We start from the raw sequence: 21264 nt of genomic DNA on the forward strand, positions 1-21264 counted from the left end.
GCGAACGGGAATCTCTAGTATTAAAGGATTAATGGTCATGTCGTTTATCAAATATCCCTTACCGGAATCGGTGCTGCAGGCGACGGAGCAGCGGATCGATTGGGTTCTGGATAATTTTTCACGCATTTGCGTCTCTTTCTCTGGCGGAAAAGACTCTACCGTTATGCTCCATTTAACCGCGCAGGCAGCGCGGTTACAGGGTAAGAAAATCAGCGTACTGTTTATTGACTGGGAAGCGCAGTTCTCCTGCACCATCGCTCACTGTGAAAAACTGCGCGCCCTCTATCAGGATGTTATCGATACCTTTTACTGGGTCGCCCTGCCGCTCACTACCCAAAATGCCCTGACGCAGTATAAGCCGCAATGGCAATGCTGGCAGCCCGGCACCGCCTGGGTCCGCCAGCCCCCCTCCTGGGCCATTACCCACCCGGGCTATTTTTCGTTTTATCAGCCGGGGATGAGCTTTGAAGCCTTCGTCAGCCACTTTGCCGAGTGGTTTTCACAGCGCCGTCCCGCCGCCGTGCTGGTGGGTATTCGGGCAGATGAGTCGCTGAATCGCTTTATGACCATCTCTTCTCAGCGAAAACAGCGCTTCGCCGACGATAAACCGTGGACCACCTCGGCGCCGGGCGGCCACGCCTGGTACATCTACCCGCTCTATGACTGGAAAACCGCCGATATCTGGACCTGGTTTGCTAAAAGCGGCCAGCCCTATAACCCGCTGTACGATCTGATGTATCAGGCCGGTGTGCCGCTGCGCTATATGCGCATCTGCGAACCCTTCGGTCCGGAGCAGCGCCAGGGGCTATGGCTGTACCATGTGCTGGAGCCGGAGCGCTGGGCCGCGATGTGCCAGCGGGTGAGCGGCGCGCACAGCGGCGGCGTCTATGCCGGGCATGATAATCAATTCTACGGTCACCGAAAAATCGACAAACCGGACCATTTGACATGGAAAAGCTATGCGCTGTTTCTGCTCGACAGCATGCCGGAAACCACCGCCGAGCATTACCGCAATAAGATCGCCGTCTACCTGCGCTGGTACCAGAAAAAAGGCATGGAAGAGATCCCCGATACTCAGCCCGCGGACGTTGGCACCAAAGATATCCCCTCCTGGCGACGGATCTGCAAAGTGCTACTCAACAATGACTACTGGTGCCGCCAGCTCTCCTTCAGCCCAACCAAAAGCAGCCACTATCAGCGCTACCGAAAACGTATGGAAAAACATCGCCAACAATGGGGGATATTATGCAACAACAACTAACGCAGGCGCTGGACAATTTCCTGCAAACGCTGGATGACGAAGCGCGTATCGAGGCTATCAACGCGTTTCGCCAGGTGCTCCACCAACACAGCCCCTTCCGCTCGCAGCCCGTTGACTGTGTGCTGTGGGTCAAACAGGAGCAGGTTATCCCCAACGACTATAACCCGAATAACGTGGCGCCGCCGGAGAAGCGCCTGCTGCAGACCTCGCTGGAGGCCGATGGCTTTACCCAGCCGGTGGTGGTCATCAGGCAGGGACCGCAGGGGTACGCGATTGTCGACGGTTTTCACCGCCATGAGCTGGCCTGCAGCAAAGCGTCGCTGAAAAAACAGCTGAAAGGCTATCTACCGGTCACCTGTCTGACGAATGAAGAGGCCTCACGCGACGGGCTGATGGCAGCGACAATACGCCACAACCGGGCGCGCGGACGCCACCAAATCCACGCCATGTCAGATATTGTCCGCGAGCTAACCCGGCTCGGCTGGACGCCGCAGAAGATCGGCAAAGAGCTGGGAATGGATGCCGATGAGGTGCTGCGCCTGAAGCAAATTAGCGGCCTGGCAGAGATGTTCGCCGACCGCCAGTTCTCTCAGGCGTGGACCATAAAGTAACTACAGCTCGCACAAACGCGCCGCCGCGGCCAGCAGGGTCTCCGGTTGTTTAGCGAAGCACAAGCGGATCAGCTTGTGCGGGAACGGGTCGGCGCAGAAGACGGAGAGCGGGATCGCCGCCACCCCAACCTCGGTCGTCAGCCAGCGGCAGAAGCTGACGTCGTCAAGGTCGGAGATGGCGCTGTAGTCCGCCAGCAGGAAATAGGTCCCCTCACAGGGCAGGAGCTCCAGCCGGCTGGGGCGCAGCGCCTCAATAAACAGATCGCGGCGTTCACGATAAAAGGCCGGTAGTTCTTGGTAGTGATCCGACTCCTCGCGCAGCATGTCGGCGATCGCCAGCTGCGCCGGGGTATTTACCGAGAAGGTCAGATACTGGTGCACCTTGCGCAGCTCCGCGCTGATGGCCGCCGGGGCCACGCAGTAGCCAACCTTCCAGCCGGTCATATGAAACGTTTTGCCAAACGAAGAGACCGCCACCGCCCGCTCGCGCAATAGCGGATGCGCCAGCACGCTGGCGTGGCCGTCTTCGGCAAAGTTGATATGCTCATAGACCTCGTCGCTGAGAACATAGATCTCGCGTTCGGCAATCGCCTGCCACAGGGCGGCAAAATCCTCGCGTTGCCAGACCGTGGCCGAGGGGTTGTGCGGGGTATTGAGGATCACCAGCCGGGTTTTGTCGCTCAGCGTCGCGGCAAACTGCTGCCAGTCGACGCGAAAATGCGGCGGCTGAAGGGCAATACGGCGTAATTCGCCGCCGGCCAGCGCCACCGCGGGGGCATAGCTGTCGTAGCTGGGATCGAAACAGACCACCTCGTCGCCGCGACGCACCAGAGCGGTAATCGCCGCGAACAGGGCCTCTGTCGCCCCGGCGGTGACCGTGATATCGCTGTTGACGTCGGGTCGATATCCATACCGCTCCGCCGTCTTGTCAGCGATCGCCTCGCGCAGCGCCGGCACGCCGGTCATCGGGGCATACTGATTCGCCCCCTGCGCCACGTGGTACGCCAGACGCTCCTGAAGATAGCGCGGGCCGTCGAAATCGGGAAAGCCCTGCGACAGGTTTATGGCCTGATGCTGCTGGGCGAGAGCGCTCATCTGGGTAAAAATGGTGGTGCCAAGTGACGGGAGTTTACTCTCTGGAATCAATGGGTTATTACTCATTCTTTTTGTACCGATTGTAATGCTGTTGTTGAAGCCACTATAACACGATGTTAATATTTGGCAATCAAGACGCTTAGACGTCTAAATGCTAATGTTATTCCACGCTACGCCCACTCTGGAGAAACCATGATCCGCGCCATCGTGACCGACATAGAAGGCACCACCAGCGATATCCGCTTCGTGCATAACGTGCTGTTCCCCTACGCCCGCGAACGACTGGCCGGCTTTGTGACCGCTCAACAGCACGCTGAACCGGTGAGAACGATCCTCGACAACTTGCGCCGCGAGACAGACGCCCCCGCCGCCAGCACCGCCGACCTGATTGCTACCCTCTTCGCTTTTATGGACGAAGATCGGAAATCCACTGCGCTGAAGGCGCTGCAGGGGATCATCTGGCGCGATGGCTACCTCAACGGCGACTTTACCGGCCATCTCTACCCGGACGTGCTGCCGGCGCTGGAGAAATGGAAAGCACAGGGCATTGATCTGTATGTATATTCTTCTGGCTCCGTGGCAGCGCAGAAATTGTTATTTGGCTACAGCGATGAAGGTGATATTACTCATCTGTTTACGGGCTATTTCGATACCCTGGTAGGCGCCAAACGCGAAGCGCAGTCCTACCGCAATATTGCTGAACACCTGGGCCACGCCCCCGGGGCCATCCTGTTCCTGTCGGATATCCATCAGGAACTCGACGCCGCCGAAGCCGCGGGGTTGCGCACTGTCCAGCTGGTACGCGGCGACCGCGACCCGGCAAGCCACCACCCTCAGGTTCAGCGTTTTGACGACATTCATCCGGAGCAGATCCCAGCATGAGCGCATTAACCCTTTTTTCCGTGAAAGATCCGCAAACGCCGGTCTGGCACAGCACCGACGCCAAAGCGATTCAGGAGCAGCTAAACGCCAAAGGCGTCCGTTTTGAGCGCTGGCAGGCTGACCGCGATCTCGGCGCGGCCCCCAGCTCTGAAACAGTGATTGCCGCCTATCAGCATGCGATTGACAAACTGGTCGCCGAAAAGGGCTATCAGAGCTGGGACGTCATCAGCCTGCGCGCCGATAACCCGCAGAAAGAGGCGCTGCGGGAAAAATTCCTGAACGAACACACTCATGGCGAAGACGAGGTCCGGTTTTTTGTCGAGGGCGCCGGCCTGTTCTGCCTGCACATTGGCGACGAGGTGTTCCAGGTGCTGTGCGAAAAGAACGATCTGATTTCGGTTCCCGCCCACACTCCGCACTGGTTTGATATGGGTTCAGAACCGAACTTCACCGCCATTCGCATTTTTGATAACCCGGAAGGCTGGATCGCCCAGTTTACCGGCGACGATATCGCCAGCGCCTACCCACGGCTGGCGTAACGTCGCCCTGTCATCAGTCTTAAACCGCCTGACGCGCGCTTTCCCGGAGGCGGCGCATACCGCGCCTTCTCCGGGATAGCCGACCCGCCGCCGGCGATCCCTGACACCTAAACCGCAATAAACTTCGGCGGGTCAAAGGCGGTGATCGGCGGCAGTTCCTCTCGCCACGGGGCGATCTCCACCCAACAGCTCTGGGCGCTACAGCCCTGTCCCAGGCGCGAACTGCCGCGATCCTCGGTTAACACGTTGGGATTACCGTGCTTATCGAGGGATCCTTTTTCATTCGGATCCAGAGGGTCATACCAGGCGCCGGTGGACATCTGTACCACCCCCGGCAAAATCTGCTCGCTCAGGTGCACGCCCGCCAGAATCGCCCCACGGTCGTTATACACTTTCACCACGCTGCCTTCGCGGATGTCTCTTGCCTGCGCATCCTGCGGATGCATCCACAACGGCTCGCGTCCCTGAATTTTCGTCGCCCGGCTAACGCTGCCGTGGTCGTACTGACTGTGCAGACGGGCGCGCGGCTGACTGGAGAGCAGATGAAGCGGCCAGCGCGCCGCCTCCTGTCGCTGCCGGGCGGCCTCTTCCTCATCCCACCAGGGATGGCCGGGGCATTCGCGATAGCCAAACCCGGCGACGGTAGCGGAAAAGAGTTCAATCTTGCCGGAGGGCGTGGAAAGCGGATAGCGCTGCGGATCGGCGCGAAAATCGGCGAGAAAGACCTGCGGCCGCGCCGGCGCGCTGTACTCCAGCACCCCTTGCTGCCAGAAGACTTCGAACGAGGGCAGCGCAATGCCCTCCTCCTGCGCCCGCGGTCTTGACTCCTCATAGAGATGGCGCAGCCACTGCCCGGCGTCCCGCCCCTCGCTGAACTGTTCTCCGAAGCCCAACCGCCCGGCAAGATCGAGGAAAATAGCGTAATCATCACGCGCCTCGCCCACCGGCGGGATCTGCGCGCTCATGGCAATCATAAACCCGTCGTGACCGCCGCTGCCGATATCCTCTCGCTCCAGCGAGGTGGTAGCCGGCAGAACGATGTCGGAGAATTTGGCCTGCGCGGTCCAGTACTGCTCATGCACCACCACCGTCTCCGGACGGCGCCAGGCCTCGCACAGTCGGTTAATATCCTGGTGATGATGAAACGCATTGCCTCCCGCCCAGTAGACCAGACGGATGTCGGGATAATGCAGCTGCTGACCGTCGAACTCATAGGCTTCTCCCGGGTGCAGCAGCATATCGGACAGCCGCGCCACCGGGATGACGCTGTCCACCGCATTCTCCCCGGCGGGCAGGCGCGGGCCGGAAAACGCTTTTCGCACCGCGCCCGCCAGGTTGGTACAGGCATAGCCAAACCCGAGGCCGCCGCCGGGCGTGCCGATCTGTCCCAGCAGCGCGGTCAGGGCCACCGTCGCCCAGTAGGCCTGCTCCCCCTGACGGGCGCGCTGGATAGACCAGGAGATATTCACCATCGTCCGGTGGCGGGCCATCTCGCGCGCCAGGTCAGCGATGCGCTGCGCGTCCAGGCCGGTTATCGCCGCCGCCCACGCCGGGGTTTTCGCCACGCCGTCATGCTCGCCCAACAGATAGGCGCGATAGGGGGCAAACCCGACGGTATGGCTGGCGACAAACGCCTGGTCGTAGAGGGACTCAACGATCAGCACATAGCTCAGCGCCAGCAGCAGTGCGGTATCGGTGCCCGGCCGAATGGCCAGCCATTCGGCGTCGGCCACGGCGCTGAGGTCATTGCGCACCGGACTGATATTAATAAACCGCGTGCCGTTGGCCTGCATCTTATCCAGCCAGTACGGCAGCATATGGTCATTGGCGCCGCCGCCGTTGACCTGGGCATTGCGCAGCGGCAGACCGCCAATCGCGACAAACAGCTGACACTCCCGCGCCAGCTCGGAAAAATGGGTATGCTGACGGTGCAGCGGGCTCAGCGGCCCAAGAATATGCGGCAGAATGCGCTCGCCCGCGGCGCTGCTATAGGTATTGGTGCTGGCGGTATACCCGCCAAAGCCCTTAAGAAAACGGTGCAGCTGGCTCTGCGCATGGTGAAAGCGCCCGGCGCTGGCCCAGCCGTAGGAGCCGCCGTAAATCGCCTCATTGCCGCAGCGCGCCTTGACCGAGCGCAGCTCGCGAGCCACCAGGTCCAGGGCCACCTCCCAGCTGACTTCGACAAAGGGCTCCTTGCCTCGCCCTTCTCGTGACGCCGGCCCATGCTGCAGATAGCCGGCGCGCACCGCCGGGCGGCGAATGCGCGTTTGGCTGGTCACCGCGTCGGGGAGCGATTGACCGATGCGTGAGGGGTTTTTATCCCAGGGCACCGTCTTAACCGCCACGATCTCGCCCTCGCGGCTCTCCACCTGCCAGGTTCCCCAGTGCATCACCGTATAATTATGCTGTTTCTTCATAGCGCCCGCGTTCTTCTCAGCCTAAGGTTCGTTAAAATAAAGCGGGGAAATGCGGTAATATTGCTTACCCGGCCAGATATTGCTCTGCTAAAAAAAGCGTTAGCCCGCGCAATCTTCTCTTTTTCGCAGTAGAGGCCGTATTTCCCATGCACTCATAATATTAAGAAAATTGTCTTTATCCGCTAAATAAACACAGAACAAACCAAAAATAAAACCACAAAATAAAAAGGCCTACCCGGCATCATGAAATATTTTCAGGTTCTTCATGACAAAATAAACTTTTTCTCTGACGTTTCCGCGATATAACATTGCCGGCATAACTTAGACTTATTTTGTATTTGAGGTGGCGAGGTGCTTCTTGTCATGCTACCGGTCCGCAACCACCTTCATCACAGGATCATAATAACAATGTCGCAGAAGAGAAAATTATTGCCTGCCGCGCTGGGACTGCTTTCCCTTGCTTCGCTGAGCGTCACCGCCGCTGACGCCCTCTCCTTACAGGGAAAAACCATTGGCGTTGCCGTCGTAGGCACCCAGCATTTCTGGGATCGCGAGGCTTTTAAAGGCGCGACAGAGGAAGTGGAGAAGCTGGGGGGCAAAGTCATTGGCGTCGATGGCGGCCGGGATAATCAGGTTCATGCCAATAATCACGATATTTTACTGTCACGCAAGGTGGACGCGGTAATTAGTATTCTCGGCGACAGCGCCGTCGAACCCAAATTTAAAGCATTACGTGATGCCGGCATCCCGGTATTCACCGTGGATCATGTTTCACAATATTCGGTCAACAATTCCACCTCCGATAACTACACTCTGGGCTCCACCATCGGTCGCTACATGGCGGACGAATTAGGCGGCAAAGGTAATGTGGCTGTATTTAACGCGTTCTCCAGCGCGCTGCGTATTTGCGGAATTCGTTACGATCAGTGGAAATATGTCCTTAAGGATTATCCGGATATTCATATTATCCAGCCTGAGCTCGCGGAACAGTTCGCCAACTCGCCGGAAGACGCGCGGAAGAAAACCCTCGAATTACTCAGCCAGTATCCGAAAGGCAAACTGGATGCCATCCATGTCGCCTGCTGGGATCAACCGGCCATCGGCATCGTCCAGGCGCTGGAAGAGACCGGTCGTGATAAGGACGTGAAAGTGACGGCCATCGACGCCGGCCCGGAGACACTGGAGATCATGGCGGAGCCCGGCAGCCCCTTCGTGGCTAACGTCGCGCAGCAGCCGCATCTGATCGGCCAGACCTCCGCCGATAACGTGGCCCGCTACTTTGCCGGTCAGAAACTGCCGGTGCAAACCTTTATCCCGGTCATACCGGTGAAAGGTCCGCAGGAAGCGAAAGCGGTGTATAAACAGTTGGGATACGGCGAACTGCAGTGATAAATCAACACCCTGGCGGGGAGCGCCCCGCCGCGGGTCTGGTCATGGACCAGATCGGCAAACGTTTTGCCAGCGTAACGGCGCTTAATGCGGTTACCCTGCGCCTCAATCCGGGGGAAATTCATGGCCTGATTGGCGAGAACGGCGCCGGTAAATCGACGCTGATCAAAATCCTCGCCGGCGTCTATCAGGCCGACAGCGGTAGCGCGACCCTCGACGGCCGCCCGCTGCCCCTCGGCAACCCGGCAGCCATCGAAGCCGCCGGCATCCGCGTGATCCACCAGGAGCTCAACCTGATCCCGCACTTTACCGTCGCGGAATCGGTGTTTCTGGGTCAGGAGTATCGCACCCGCTGGGGGGCGCTGGATCGCCGACGAATGAGGGCCGCCACGGCGCAATTTTTCCAGCAAAACTGGCAGCTGGCGATCGATCCCGAACGCCTGGTGCGGGATCTGAGCCTGGCCGAGCGCAAGCTGGTGCAAATCGCCCGCGCGCTGATCGACGGCGCGGCGCGGCTGGTGGTGTTCGACGAGCCCACCGCCCCTCTCGAGGCCCAGGAGGCCAGTCTGGTCTCCTCCGCCATTCTGCGCCTGCGCGACCAGGGCATTGCCATTCTGTATATTTCCCACTACCTCAATGAGATAGCCACGCTCTGCGACCGCGGCACCGTGCTGCGCAACGGGGAAGTGGTCGGCTACCCGGACCGCGACCTGCTGCAGAATACCGAGGCGCTGATCGCCATGATGGTCGGCCGGGAAATCGACCAGCTGTATACCCCGCGCCAGCGCCCGGCGGCAGACAACGGGGCGGCTCCATTACTCTCGGTGCGCCAGCTGAGCGACGGACGGCAGCTGCAGGACCTCTCTTTTGATATTCACCCGGGGGAGATCGTCGGCGTCGCCGGCCTGCTCGGCGCCGGGCGCGATGTGCTGGTTGACTTACTCTACGGCTTACGCCCGGCGGAGCGCGGTAGGATCCATCTCGACGGTCAGCCGCGACGTATCCGTACGCCAAAGCAGGCGATCCGCGCCGGAATGGCGCTGGTCCCGCGTGACCGCCGTCATCAGGGGCTGATCCTGCCTTTCACCACCGCTGACAACATTAATCTCGCCTCGCTGCCCGAGACCGCCACCTTTGGCTGGGAGCGGCGGGGGCTTGCCGAGCAGAAAGCGCGCGACTGGATAGCGCAGCTGGCTATCCGCCCGGGACGCCCGGCCCTGCCGGTACGCTACATGAGCGGCGGCAACCAGCAAAAAGCGATCCTCGCCCGCTGGCTCGGTACCGATGCCCGGCTGTTTATTCTCGATGAACCCACCCTTGGGGTTGATATCGGCGCCCGCCGCGATATTTATCAACGTACGCGCCAGCTGGCCGATCAAGGACGGGCGGTGCTGGTCTCCTCCAGCGACGCCACCGAATTACTCGGACTATGCGACCGGATCCTCGTCCTCTGGCGCGGCGCGCTGGCGGCCAATCTGCCCACCCGCGGGCTGACCCTCGACGCCCTGCTGGTGGCGATCAACGGCGGACAGGAGCCTTCACCATGAGTACCGCTATCCAGCGTCGCAGCCGTCCGGGCCTGGCGACGCTTATTGAAAAATTCCCCCTGATCCTGTTTCTGGCGCTGCTGGTGTGGCTGAGCGTGCAGTCTCCCTACTTCCTCAGCTGGCAAAATATCAGCCTGATGCTGGTCCAGAGCGTTCCGCTGGCGATCCTCTGTTTCGGCCTGGTCTGCGTCATCGCCGTTGGCGGAGATGACGTGGTCTCCGGCGGCATCGACCTCTCCCTGCCGGCGACCGCGGTGCTCGGCGTCGCGCTGCTCAGCCTTGGGCTGGCCGAATGGCACACGCCGTATCTCCTGCTGCTGGCGCTGCTGGCGGCGGTTTGCCTGCTCTGCGGGGCGATCAACGGCTTCCTGGTGCTGGCGGCCGGCCTGCCGCCGCTGCTGGCCACCCTCTCGACCTCGGTGGCGTTTACCGGCCTGACGGACCTGTTGACCGGCCAGCGGCGCATCGCGGTCAGCGATCCGCTGATGGTCGCCTTTCGCGATAACAGCGTGCTGGGCCTGCCCTGGCCGCTGGTCTATCTGCTGGGGGTGTTTATCCTGTTCCAGTTCCTGCTCCATCACTCCCGCTTCGGCCAGCATGTGCAGGCGGTGGGCGGCAATCGCGATATGGCGCAGATGAGCGGCCTGAACGTGCGCCGCTTAACCCTGCTGGTCTGGCTGTTAGCGGGCATCGCCGCCGGGCTGGCTATTCTGCCGCTGCTCAGCCAGGGCTCCGGCAGCTCCAGCGGAACGGCCACGCCGCTGCTGCTGGAAACCGTGCTGGCGACCTTTATCGGCGCCGCCTTCTCGCGTCGTCGGGTGGTCACCATCTGGGGCGCGCTGCTGGGGGCGATTCTGGTTAACGCCCTCTCTAACGGGCTCGGCCTGCTGGGGGTCAATATCTTCTGGATGGGCGCCATTAAAGGCGGCCTGATCCTGGTGGTGCTGGCGGCATCGGCGGTCAGACACAAAGGAGGCGAGGCATGAGCCAAATCACCCTGAAAACCCCAGCGCCTGCGGAACAGACGGTCAGCAGCCCGCTGGCCTGGCTGTCGCGGGCCGGATTCGGCGTCATCACCCTGCTGGCCATTGCCCTGTTCGGCTGGGCGAATCCGGTATTTTTAACCGTGGATAACTGGGCCAACCTGCTGCAGGGCAGCGCGATCCTGCTGATTGTGGCGATGGCGATGACCCTGATCGTCAGCGCGGGCGCGATTGACCTGTCGGTAGGCGTCGCGCTCGATTTTGGCGCCGCCTTCGCCCTCGTCGCCCTGAAAACCTGGCATCTGCCGTGGCAGGCGGCGGTGGGCTGCGCCCTGCTCGGCGGGGTGCTGATTGGCCTGCTCAATGCTTTTCTGATCCTCATCTGCCGGATCCGCCCCTTCCTCGCCACCCTCGGCACCTGGTTTATCGCCAGCAGCGCGGAACGCATCTATACCGATGGCGGCGGCGCGATAGCCTATCGGCGGATGGCCCCCGAGTATCACGACCTGGCGGTGGGTAACCTTGGCGGCATCCCCACGCCGGTCGCGATCGTGCTGGCGCTGTGGCTGGCGGCCTGGCTGGTCACTGAGCGTACCCTGTGGGGCAAATATATCCGCGCCATCGGTCAGAACAGCGAAGCGGCGCGCATCGCCGGGATCCGCGATCGCCTGACCATGCTCGGCGTGCTGGTGGCCGCCTCGGCCCTCTGCGCCGTCGGCGGGGTGATCCTCTCCGCCAACCTGCGGCAATTTACCCCGCTGGCCGGGCAGTCTTATCTGATGGACGCCATTGCGGCGGTGTTTATCGGCACCGCCTTTAACCGTCTGGGCCGGGTCAGCATCGCCGGCACGCTGGGCGGCGTGTTGTTCCTCGCCATTATTGATAATGGTCTGAACCTGATGGGGCTCAATTATCTGGTGAAAGACGCGCTGGTCGGCGTGATTCTGGTGGTGGCCCTCGCCCTATCCTTCTGGCAGGCGCGCCTGCGCCAAAAGCATCGCTAAACGGGAGAACGATGGCAACCTTTGACGCCGTGTTTGTCGGCCTGACTATTCTGGATATCGCCGGGCGCCCGGTGGTGGCGATCCCGCCGCGCGGCGGCGTCGCCTTTATTGAGCAAATTAGCCTCAACCCCGCCGGCACCGCCGCGGGGGCCAATATTAACGCCGCGAAGCTCGGGATCCGCACCGCAGCGGTGGCCTGCCTGGGCGAAGATGAAAAAGCCGACTTTATCCTCGCCAGCTATGCCCGGCTGGGCATCGACTGCTCGCTTATCCAGCGCACCGCGCTGAAGGAGACCTCGGCGACGATCCTGCCGATTCGCCCCAACGGCGAACGTCCGGCCCTGCACTGCCGGGGCGCGTCTGACGCCCTGTTCGTCAGTGAGGCGGAATTTGACGCCGTCCTTGACTGTCGCTTCCTGCATCACGGCGGGACCGGACTGCTGGCGGCAATGGACCAGGGACAGAGCGCGCGGCTGTTGCAGGCGGCCAAAGCGCGCGGGGTCACCACCAGCTTTGATCTTATCGCCCCGAATGAACACACTCTGGAACTGCTGCGGCCCCTGCTGCCGTCGGTGGATTATTTCATGCCTTCCCTGGAGGAAGCCGCCTTTCTCTCCGGGGAGACGCAGCCGGAGGCCATCGCCCGCTTTTTCTTTGCGCTGGGCGTGGGCACCTGCATTCTGAAAGACGGCGAGAACGGCTCCTGGCTTATCGGCCGCGATGGCGCGCTGGAGCATATTGCGCCGTGGCCGGTCGAGGCGGTGGATACCACCGGCTGCGGCGACAGCTACTGCGGCGGGTTTATAGCCGCGCTGGCGCGCGGACTCAGCGTGAAAGCAGCGTGCGACGTCGCCTCGGCGGTGGCCGCGCTGGTGGCGACCGGGATGGGATCGGATGCCGGGGTGGTGGACTGGGAACAGACCCGGGCTTTTATGGCGGCCCATCGCCCCTGACGCTGGACCCGCGCCGCCGCAGGCGCGGCGGCGCAAGCGGCTTAACGCCACTGGTACAGCAGCGGCTCCCCGGCGACATAGCGCTGAAGATCGGCGGCAATCATCGCCGTGTGTTTGGCGATACTCTCCCGGGTAGCCCCGGCGATATGCGGCGTAATAATCACGTTATCAAACTCGGTGACAAATGGGTGATCGCGCCACAGCGGTTCGCGGTGATACACGTCCAGCGCCGCGCCGCCCAGCGGGCCGTGACGCAGGGCATCAATCAGCGCCGCTTCGTCGACCACCGCCGCGCGGGAGGTATTGATCAGCAGCGCGCCGGGCTTCATGCTGTTTAACAGCGCCGCATTCACCAGCCCGTCGCTGTGCGGTCCGCTGCTCAGATGCAGGCTGACGATATCCGCGTCGCGGAACAGCGCCTCGAGGGTCGTTTTCTGTAGCCCTGGCTCATTGATATCCTCTGCGGCGACGAACGGATCCACCACCCGCACCGCCATGCCGAACGCCCGGGCGATACGCGCCACCCGGCGGCCAATGTTGCCATAGCCCACCAGCCCCAACGTTTTATTGCGCAGTTCACTGCCCTTAAACACTTCATAGGGGCTTTCCGGGCTCACGTCCCAGACCACATCGCGCCGCAGGCCCTGCTGAGTGGCGGCGGCGGCATTATCAGCCTGCGTGAACTCCCCCCGCTTCAGCGCCGCATGGGATTGCGGAATGTGGCGCGCCAGGCTGAGCATCAGGCCAAGCGTCAGCTCCGCGGCGGCATCGGCATTGCGTCCCGGGGTGTAGAGCACCCGGATGCCGCGCGCCTGCGCGGCCTGGGTATCAATATTCACCGGATTGGCGCGGGTACAGGCGATCACCTGCAGGCGCGGACAGGCGGCCATCACCGCGTCCGTCACTTCATCATAGCTGGTCACCAGCACCTCGGCGTCGTGGGCCAGCTCAATCAGCTGGCCGGCGCTGAGTTTCGGTTTGCCCAGCGCCCATCCCTCCACCAGCAGTTCGCCCAGCTGGTGGAAAGCGCTAAGGTCGCCAGCATGCTCGGCGGTAAAAACGATTTTCATGGTTGTACTTCCTGAGAAAGACGTTGAAGAGCGGCCTGCCTGGCCTGCCATACCGGCAGCATCTGCTCGCGCAGCAGGCGATAAACGGGATACAGCGCCGCATAGCGGGCATGCGCCTGAGGGCGCGGCTGATAGCGGGTCTGCGCCAGCGGAGGCGTCTCGGCCAGCGCAGCGACGCTGCGGGCCGCCAGAATCGCCGCCCCGCGCGCGCTCAGTTCGTTAAAGGCGCTGGAGACCACCGTGCGCCCGGTACAGTCGGCGATAATCTGCAGCCAGGTGGCCGAGGCGGCGCCGCCGCCGGTCAGATACAGCTCGCCGCCCTGCGGATAACCCTGCAGCGCATCGACAATGGCGAAGGCCAGACCTTCAAACACCGCGCGCTGCAGTTCGGCGCGGGTGGTGTGCGGGCTAATGCCGATAAAGCCGGCCCGCGCGTCGGGACTGTAAAACGGCGCGCGTTCGCCATTGAGGTACGGCTGCCAGAAGACGCCGCCGCTGCCCGGCTCCACGTCCGCGATCGCCTGCTCCAGCCGACCCAGATCGGCGTCCAGCGAAATATGCTGCTGCAGCCAGTCAATGTTTGGCGTACCGGCCTGCATCGGAAACAGCGAGATCACCTGCCCGGCTTCGGTATGGGTGACGAAGCGCGTCGCCTCGTTCACCGTCTGCGGGCCGCGGCAGACGATCCCGGTGCAGCAGGTGGTGCCGAGGATCGTGTAGATGTCCCCTTCGTTGACCGCGCCGCAGCCCAGCGCGGCGCTGCAGACATCCAGCGCCCCGGCGGCCACCGGCGTCGCGGCGGGCAGCCCGGTCAGCGCCGCCACCGCGTCGCTCAGCGTGCCGGCCGGAGCATCCGGAGCCAGCAGCGGGGGAAACAGCGGCAGCAGTTCGTCCAGCCCCATCTCGTTCATCACCACCGAGGACCAGCTGCCGCTCTGCTGATTGAGTAACGAGCTGCTGGCGTCCGTCAGCTCCAGCGCCGCCACGCCGGTCAGGCGAAAGCGGATCCAGTCCTTGGCGAAAAACAGATAGCGCGCGGCCGCCAGCCGCTCCGGCTGATACTGTTTCAGCCAGTACAGCTGCAGGCTGGTATTGCAGGGCTGCAGGTGGGTGCCGGTATCGGCGAAATAGCGGCGGTCAAAGCCGGGCCGGCGCAGCAGGTCGCTCATCAGCGCGTGGCTGCGGGTATCGCTCCACAGGATCCCCGGACCCACCGGTTCGCCCTGCTCATCGCTGAGCCAGACTCCCTCCCCTTGCCCGGCGAGGCCGATGGCCCGCAGCCGCCCCGCCTGCAGCGCCGGGTGGCGGGCAATCTGGCGCAGAATAGCCAGCACCGAATGCCACAGCTGGGTCATATCCTGTTCCGCGTAGCCATTGGCCGACAGGCGGGGGGAGGTGTTTTCCGCGGCGCTGGCGCGCGCGGTGAAATGCTGATCAAACAGCACCGCTTTCACCCGGGAGGTGCCGATATCGATACCAAGATAAAAATCCATACCTGCTCCGGCTCAGGGCTCGTAGCGGCGGCGCATCAGCTCGCACTCGAACAGGAACTCCAGCCCTTCCAGTTGTCGGCGGGCCTCCTGAATATCTTTCCCCCAGCAGGTCAGACCATGTCCGCGCAGCAGAAAGCCGTAGCGCAGCGGGCGGGTTTGCGCATAATCGGCAATCCGCGCCGCCAGGGCGTCAATATCCTGATCGTTATCGAAGATGGCGACCGGAACGGTGTCGAGATGGCTGTGCTGCCCGCTGAGGGTTTTCTGCATTTCATACCCCTGCAGCGCCAGCGTGTCGCTTTTTTCGATGCGCGACAGCACGGTGGCGTTGACGGTATGCACATGCAGCACCACGTTGGCCTCCGGGAACAGGCGATAGACCAGCGTGTGCAGGCCGGTCTCGGCCGACGGTTTCCGTCCGGAAGGGGCCTGGTTGGTGGCGATCTCCACCTGCAGGAAATCCTCGGTCGTCAGGCTGCCTTTGTCGCGGCCCGACTCGCTTAGCCAGCACCAGGTGTCATCCTGACGTACCGACATATTGCCGCCGGTCGCCGGCGCCCAGCCTTTCGCGCCGATCCAATGACAGGTGGTGACCAGTTGCGCGAGTCTTTCTTGCCACATAGCAGTTCCTTAGGTTAGCGATGGTTTATTTAGCCGTCTAAATGGCTATTTACCCGATACTAACACCGCTAACCGGAGGGAACAATATTTCAGGAAACACACACAAGCCAAATGGTTATATCATAAATGCATATTAAATAACCTTTATTCACAGCAATTTAACCAACCGCGGTGAGTCCGCTACGATTCCCTCCTGTCTGGCGCCAAAACGCTGGCGGATTCTGCTGGCTGAAATTCTCCGCCTGCGCCGGGAATGCCGTCGCCGCTCTCCTCTGCCCCCGACTGGTGCAAAACATGGCAGGATGCACACTAAAATGGCATTACTCCCCCTTCATTCTGCAATAACTGTGCATATTGCACACCGCGCGCTATTCCCCGTGCCCGGTTTTTCCTGGCACATCTCTTGCTACTTCCGGCTATCACCGCCCATCTAACCAGCCAGAGGTTCCAGGATGTCAAACAGCAATGATTTTCCCCTTGTCGAAGCGCCCGCCGCCGGACGCAAAGGCGTATTTTCCATCGCCATGGTGTTATTCAGCTTTACCTTTTTCACCGGCACGATGTTCGCCGGCGGTAAACTCGGCGTCTCCTTTTCCATCGTCAATCTGCTGTGGATAGCCGTCATCGGCAACGCCTTGCTGGCCCTGTATGCCGCGTCGCTGGGCTGGATCGCCGCGCGCAGCGGCCTGAATACGGTGCTGATGGGCCGCTTCTGCTTCGGCGAGATCGGCAGCAAGCTGGCCGATTTTATCCTTGGCTTTGCCGAGCTGGGCTGGTACGCGTGGGGGACGGCCACGGTCGCTATCTCGCTGGTGAAGATCCTCGCCCTGCCCGAGGCGCTGACCCTGCCGCTGATGGTGCTGTTTGGCATTCTGTTCTGCGTCACCGCGCTGGTGGGCTACAAGGGGCTGGACGCGCTGTCGCGCCTGTCGGTGCCGCTGATGTTCGTGCTGCTGGTGGTCTCCATGTATCTGGCGCTGCGCCACGCCGGCGGCTGGCAGGCGATGACCCGCATTGCGCCTGGCGACGCCATGACCTGGTCGGCGGCCATCACCATGGTCTTTGGCACCTTCGCCAGCGGCGCCACCCAGGCGACAAACTGGACCCGGCTGGCCAACTCCAGCCGTACCGCCATTCTCGCCAGCATGGGCAGCTTCCTCGTCGGCAACGGGCTGATGATCGTCGCCGGCGCCTGGTGCGCTATCGTCTATCAACAGGCCGATATCGTCGAAGTGCTGATCCTGCAGGGGCTGTCGGTGGCCGCGGTGATCATGCTGTGTCTCAATCTGCTGACCATCCAGGGCCCCACCATCTATAACGTCTCCGCCGCCGCCTGCCATCTGCTGCGCAGCGAACGTCGCCGCACGCTGACCCTCGCCGCCGCCGGGGTGGGCATTGTGCTGGCCATTGGCGGTATGTACGAAATGCTGATCCCGTTCCTCGTGCTGCTGGGCAGCATTATCCCGCCCATCGGCGGGGTGATCCTCGCCGACTACTGGTTCGCCCGCGGCGGGCGCTATCCCCTGCTGCAGAACGCCCGCCTGCCGCGTTTTAACTGGCTGGGACTCGGCGCCTACGCCGCCGGCGCGGTGGTGGCTTATCTGTCGCCGTGGATCGCGCCGCTGGTGGGGATCACCGTCTCCGCGCTGGTCTATATCGCCCTGACCCTGCTAAGCAAGCGTCAGCCTGCCGCCGTCGCGGAGCAGGAGCCATGAGCCTGACGGTCAGTGAACTGCTGGCCCTTGAGGGACTCTCCGCCCTGCGTCTGCGGGCGGGAAAGCAAGGGCTGCAGCGGGCGGTACGCTGGTACTACGTGGCGGAAAATGAGCACATCGCCGAGTGGATCATGGGCGGCGAGCTGGTCTTTATCACCGGCATCAACCATCCCCGGGATGAAGCCAACCTGATCCAGCTGCTGATGGAGGGCAAACAGCGCGGCATCGCCGGGATGGTGATCCTCACCGGCGAGGCCTATATCCACGCCATTCCCGCCACGCTGATCGCCCTTGCCGACGAGCTGGGCATTCCGCTGATCGAGCAGCCCTACCTGCTGAAGATGGTGATTGTCACCGAGCGGGTCGGCACCGCGCTGGTCCGCAGCGAAAGCGCCCTGCAGTCGCAGCGCGACATCCTGATGCAGCTGGTCACCGGCGACTATCCGGACCTGCAGATGCTCCACCAGCGCGCCCTCCACCAGCAGCTCGATTTTACCCGCCCGCTGCGGCTGGCGGCGCTGCGCCTGGAGGGACTGTCCCGCCTGTTTCGCCAGTTTCCGCCCGAACAGGCCGAAGCCTGGCTGCAGCAGGCCCACCGCAGCGTGCGCCAGCAGCTGCAGCTGCAGCTCAACCAGCAGGGCAACCCCTTCCCGCTGCTGGAGCGCAGCAACATGTTCCTTTTCCTGCTGCCGGATGAGGAGGGGGAAGGCTTTCAGCAGAAAAAGTGGCTGCAGCAGTGGCTGCAGACGCTGGCGGAGGGAGAAGAGAGTTTGTCGCTGCTCTGCGGCCTTTCCGCGCCGGTCAGACAGCTGCAGGGCTACCCGCGGGCGCTGTCGCAGGCGCGACAGGCGCTGGATCTTTGCGATACCCTGCGGCCGACCCAGCGGATCAGCGACTATCAGCAGCTGGGGTTTATCAAACTGCTGTCCGCGGTCAGCGACCCGGCGCTACTCAACGATTTTATGCACGACACCCTGGGCTGCCTGATCGAGCCGGGCCGTAAAGCGCCGTGGCTGCTGCTGGAGACCCTCGAGACGCTGCAGCAGGAGAACGGGAACGTGGTGCGGGCCGCCGACCGGCTGGGTCTCCATCGCAACACCCTGCATCAGCGCATCCAGCGTATTGAAAAACTGACCGGCTACCCGGTCAGCCACCCTCAGTTTCATCTCAACGCCTCGGTCGCGCTGGTGATCTGGCGTTTATCGCAAAACCATTTACAGGACCAACCATGAAAATTGTTAACGCCCGCCTGCGCCGCCAGGAGGCGCTGTTTACCCTTGAGCTGCAGGACGGCCTGATTCAGCGCATGACCGCCCAAACCGCGATGCAGACCGCCGTCGCCGGCGATATCGACGCCCAGGGCCGGCTGGCGATCCCCCCCTTCGTCGAGCCGCATATTCATCTTGACGCCACCCTCACCGCGGGCGAGCCGGAGTGGAACCGCAGCGGTACCCTGTTTGAAGGCATCACCCGCTGGAGCCAGCGCAAAGCGAGCATCACCCCGGAGGACACCCGCCAGCGGGCGCTAAAAACCATCGGCATGCTGCGCGATTTCGGCGTCCAGCACGTCCGGACCCATGTGGATGTCACCGACCCGTCGCTGTCGGCCCTGCAGGCGCTGCTGGCGGTGAAAAAAGAGGCCGCCGATCTCATCGATCTGCAGATTGTCGCCTTTCCGCAGGAGGGGATTGAATCCTACCCCGACGGTCGGGGGCTGATGACGCGCGCCATCGAGATGGGCGCCGACGTGGTGGGCGGTATTCCGCACTATGAAAACACCCGCGACAAAGGGGTCAGTTCGGTGATGTTTTTGATGGACCTCGCCCAGCGCTATGGCCGGCTGGTGGATGTCCACTGCGATGAAATCGACGATCCGCAGTCGCGTTTCCTCGAAGTGCTGGCGGAAGAGGCCCGGGTGCGCGGTATGGGGGCGCAGGTCACCGCCAGTCACACCTGCGCAATGGGCTCTTATGACAACGCCTACTGTTCGAAGCTGTTTCGCCTGCTGAAAGCCTCGGGGATCAACTTTATCTCCTGCCCGACCGAAAGCATTCATCTGCAGGGCCGGTTTGACAGCTGGCCGAAACGGCGCGGCGTCACCCGGGTGGCGGAGCTGGATCGCGCCGGCATCAACGTCTGCTTTGCTCAGGACTCGATTCAGGATCCGTGGTATCCGCTGGGGAACGGCAATATCCTGCGCATTCTGGATGCCGGACTGCACATCTGCCATATGCTCGGCTATGACGATCTGCAGCGCTGCCTCGACTTCGTCACCGACAACAGCGCCCGGGCGCTCTGTCTGGGCGATAACTACGGCCTCGCCGAAGGCCGCCCGGCTAACCTGCTGATCCTCGATGCGGAAAACGACTACGAGGCCGTCCGCCGCCAGGCGCGGGTGCTAACCTCCATTCGCCACGGTAAGGTGATTTTGCAGCGTGAGGTGGAGCACATCCGCTACCCGGCATAAGGCGCAAGGCGCTGCGCGTCGGCGCCTTTCTGTGATACCTTTTCAGGCAGTGTGCGTGACCGACGCCCGCCCGGGCGTCGGCTTCCTGGAAAACAGACGGCGCGAAACGACGATGAGCGATAAAAAATGGATTAAGGCCGAGGATGTGGCCAGACTGGCCGGCGTCTCGCGCTCGGCGGTCTCCCGTACCTTCACCCCCGGCGCCTCGGTGTCGGAGAAGACCCGGCAGAAGGTGCTGAGCGCCGCGGAAGCTCTGGGCTATCAGGTGAATATCATCGCCCGGACGATGATCACCGGCAGCAGTAATTTTATCGGCATCGTCACCGCCGGTTTCGACAACCCGTTTCGCAGCAAACTGCTGGCGCCGCTGGTCCATCAGCTGGCGCTCAACGGCTTTATGCCGCTGCTGATGAACGCTGACGATCCGCAGCAGCTCGCCCCTTCGCTTAAACAGCTGCTGAGCTACCACGTCGCCGGTGTGATCATCACCTCCGGCGCGCCGCCGCTGTCGCTGGCGGAAGAGTACCTGGCGCGCAAGATCCCCGTCACCCTGATCAACCGTCATGCGGACCTCGCCGGCTGCGACCGGGTGTGCAGCGATAACGCCCAGGGGGCGAAGCTGGTGGCGGGCTTGTTCAGTCGTCGAGGCTGGCGGCAGGTTGGCTTTATTGGCGAAAATCGCGAGAACTTCAGCACCCGCCAGCGTTATGACGCTTTCATCGCTCAGACGTCGGGCATGACGGTGGCCAGCCGCTTCTGCGACGGCGGCGGTTATCAGGCCGGCCACCAGGCCGCCCGAGAATTAGTTGCTGAAAACCCCGGGGTGCAGGCCCTGTTCTGCGCCACCGATATGCTGGCGCTGGGCGCCCTGGACGGCCTGCGGGACGCCCCCGCCGCCGCCCCGCTACCGGCCATCGTCGGCTTTGACGATATCCCGCAGGCGGACTGGCGCCCCTATCAGCTCACCACCGTTCAACAGAATACCGCCCTGCTGGCCCACCACGCGGTGGATCTGTTGATGACGCGGATCGCCCGCTTCAGCCTGCCCTCGCGCCATCGCGAAGTGCCGGTGAAACTAATTATTCGTCAAAGTGCGAAATGAAAAAATCATTTTATGCTGGATCGATCACAGAATCTTCTGTGAAACCCGGCCACACTCATTCGGCCCTTCGGGGCTGTTTTTTTCACGCAAAATGCACACGTGTGCAAAATAGGGA

Annotated in this window: 18 protein-coding genes; 13 read left to right on the forward strand and 5 right to left on the reverse strand. The window is 62.3% G+C overall.

Annotation, left to right across the window (positions count from 1 at the left end):
* Positions 1 to 37: 37 nt before the first annotated feature.
* Positions 38 to 1261: a phosphoadenosine phosphosulfate reductase gene (locus tag AC6CWS_RS13055; protein ID WP_065882547.1), complete on the forward strand. Its 1224-nt coding sequence runs from the start codon at positions 38 to 40 to the stop codon at positions 1259 to 1261.
* Positions 1246 to 1872: an IbrB-like domain-containing protein gene (locus AC6CWS_RS13060; RefSeq protein ID WP_065882548.1), complete on the forward strand. Its 627-nt coding sequence runs from the start codon at positions 1246 to 1248 to the stop codon at positions 1870 to 1872. The genes AC6CWS_RS13055 and AC6CWS_RS13060 overlap by 16 nt, the downstream gene beginning before the upstream one ends.
* Here the strand turns inward: AC6CWS_RS13060 and AC6CWS_RS13065 are convergent, their stop codons facing one another.
* Positions 1873 to 3018, reverse strand: a complete 1146-nt coding sequence (locus AC6CWS_RS13065) for a pyridoxal phosphate-dependent aminotransferase (protein ID WP_074442610.1) — start codon at positions 3016 to 3018, stop codon at positions 1873 to 1875. It abuts the gene before it with no gap.
* A gap of 141 nt (positions 3019 to 3159) precedes the next feature.
* Between AC6CWS_RS13065 and mtnC the strand changes: the two genes are divergently transcribed.
* Both mtnC and AC6CWS_RS13075 read left to right on the forward strand, forming a co-directional pair.
* Positions 3160 to 3849 (forward strand): acireductone synthase, encoded by a 690-nt coding sequence (gene mtnC / locus AC6CWS_RS13070; RefSeq protein WP_065882550.1) that lies wholly within the window; start codon positions 3160 to 3162, stop codon positions 3847 to 3849.
* Complete coding sequence (locus AC6CWS_RS13075; RefSeq protein ID WP_065882551.1) at positions 3846 to 4388, forward strand: 1,2-dihydroxy-3-keto-5-methylthiopentene dioxygenase; 543 nt, start codon at positions 3846 to 3848, stop codon at positions 4386 to 4388. The genes mtnC and AC6CWS_RS13075 overlap by 4 nt, the downstream gene beginning before the upstream one ends.
* 107 nt (positions 4389 to 4495) lie before the next feature.
* On the opposite strand, the gene AC6CWS_RS13080 is transcribed toward AC6CWS_RS13075, so the two are convergent.
* Positions 4496 to 6805, reverse strand: a complete 2310-nt coding sequence (locus AC6CWS_RS13080; protein ID WP_101994700.1) for a molybdopterin-dependent oxidoreductase — start codon at positions 6803 to 6805, stop codon at positions 4496 to 4498.
* Positions 6806 to 7213: 408 nt separating this feature from the next.
* Here AC6CWS_RS13080 and AC6CWS_RS13085 point away from each other — a divergent pair, with 408 nt between their 5' ends.
* The 5 genes from AC6CWS_RS13085 to AC6CWS_RS13105 are packed head-to-tail and all read left to right on the forward strand — an operon-like array spanning position 7214 to position 12681.
* Complete coding sequence (locus AC6CWS_RS13085; protein ID WP_023288813.1) at positions 7214 to 8194, forward strand: sugar ABC transporter substrate-binding protein; 981 nt, start codon at positions 7214 to 7216, stop codon at positions 8192 to 8194.
* Positions 8195 to 8238: 44 nt separating this feature from the next.
* Complete coding sequence (locus AC6CWS_RS13090; protein ID WP_074442611.1) at positions 8239 to 9741, forward strand: sugar ABC transporter ATP-binding protein; 1503 nt, start codon at positions 8239 to 8241, stop codon at positions 9739 to 9741.
* Positions 9738 to 10727, forward strand: a complete 990-nt coding sequence (locus AC6CWS_RS13095) for an ABC transporter permease (protein WP_049015308.1) — start codon at positions 9738 to 9740, stop codon at positions 10725 to 10727. Before AC6CWS_RS13090 ends, AC6CWS_RS13095 begins: the two co-directional genes overlap by 4 nt.
* The gene (locus tag AC6CWS_RS13100) at positions 10724 to 11728 is read left to right on the forward strand and encodes an ABC transporter permease (protein WP_065882554.1); all 1005 of its coding nucleotides are present in this window, start codon (positions 10724 to 10726) and stop codon (positions 11726 to 11728) included. Before AC6CWS_RS13095 ends, AC6CWS_RS13100 begins: the two co-directional genes overlap by 4 nt.
* Before the next feature lie 11 nt (positions 11729 to 11739).
* On the forward strand, positions 11740 to 12681 hold the full coding sequence (locus AC6CWS_RS13105; protein ID WP_065882555.1) for a carbohydrate kinase family protein: 942 nt from the start codon (positions 11740 to 11742) through the stop codon (positions 12679 to 12681).
* Positions 12682 to 12722: 41 nt separating this feature from the next.
* On the opposite strand, the gene AC6CWS_RS13110 is transcribed toward AC6CWS_RS13105, so the two are convergent.
* From AC6CWS_RS13110 to AC6CWS_RS13120, 3 genes are read right to left on the reverse strand one after another with little or no spacing between them, the layout of a single operon-like run.
* Positions 12723 to 13751 (reverse strand): 2-hydroxyacid dehydrogenase, encoded by a 1029-nt coding sequence (locus tag AC6CWS_RS13110; RefSeq protein WP_023288808.1) that lies wholly within the window; start codon positions 13749 to 13751, stop codon positions 12723 to 12725.
* The gene (locus AC6CWS_RS13115; protein WP_048297029.1) at positions 13748 to 15244 is read right to left on the reverse strand and encodes an FGGY-family carbohydrate kinase; all 1497 of its coding nucleotides are present in this window, start codon (positions 15242 to 15244) and stop codon (positions 13748 to 13750) included. Before AC6CWS_RS13115 ends, AC6CWS_RS13110 begins: the two co-directional genes overlap by 4 nt.
* Before the next feature lie 12 nt (positions 15245 to 15256).
* Positions 15257 to 15865, reverse strand: a complete 609-nt coding sequence (locus AC6CWS_RS13120) for a methylthioribulose 1-phosphate dehydratase (protein WP_008805607.1) — start codon at positions 15863 to 15865, stop codon at positions 15257 to 15259.
* Between the two features lie 452 nt (positions 15866 to 16317).
* Here AC6CWS_RS13120 and codB point away from each other — a divergent pair, with 452 nt between their 5' ends.
* The 4 genes from codB (at position 16318) to AC6CWS_RS13140 (ending at position 21149) form a co-directional block, all read left to right on the forward strand.
* Positions 16318 to 17580, forward strand: a complete 1263-nt coding sequence (gene codB / locus AC6CWS_RS13125) for a cytosine permease (RefSeq protein ID WP_032455098.1) — start codon at positions 16318 to 16320, stop codon at positions 17578 to 17580.
* The gene (locus tag AC6CWS_RS13130) at positions 17577 to 18812 is read left to right on the forward strand and encodes a PucR family transcriptional regulator (protein ID WP_023288805.1); all 1236 of its coding nucleotides are present in this window, start codon (positions 17577 to 17579) and stop codon (positions 18810 to 18812) included. Before codB ends, AC6CWS_RS13130 begins: the two co-directional genes overlap by 4 nt.
* Positions 18809 to 20047, forward strand: a complete 1239-nt coding sequence (codA, locus tag AC6CWS_RS13135; protein WP_023288804.1) for a cytosine deaminase — start codon at positions 18809 to 18811, stop codon at positions 20045 to 20047. The genes AC6CWS_RS13130 and codA overlap by 4 nt, the downstream gene beginning before the upstream one ends.
* 145 nt (positions 20048 to 20192) lie before the next feature.
* Complete coding sequence (locus AC6CWS_RS13140; RefSeq protein ID WP_074442616.1) at positions 20193 to 21149, forward strand: LacI family DNA-binding transcriptional regulator; 957 nt, start codon at positions 20193 to 20195, stop codon at positions 21147 to 21149.
* Positions 21150 to 21264: the final 115 nt, after the last annotated feature.

The organism is Klebsiella sp. M041 (genome assembly GCF_059759695.1).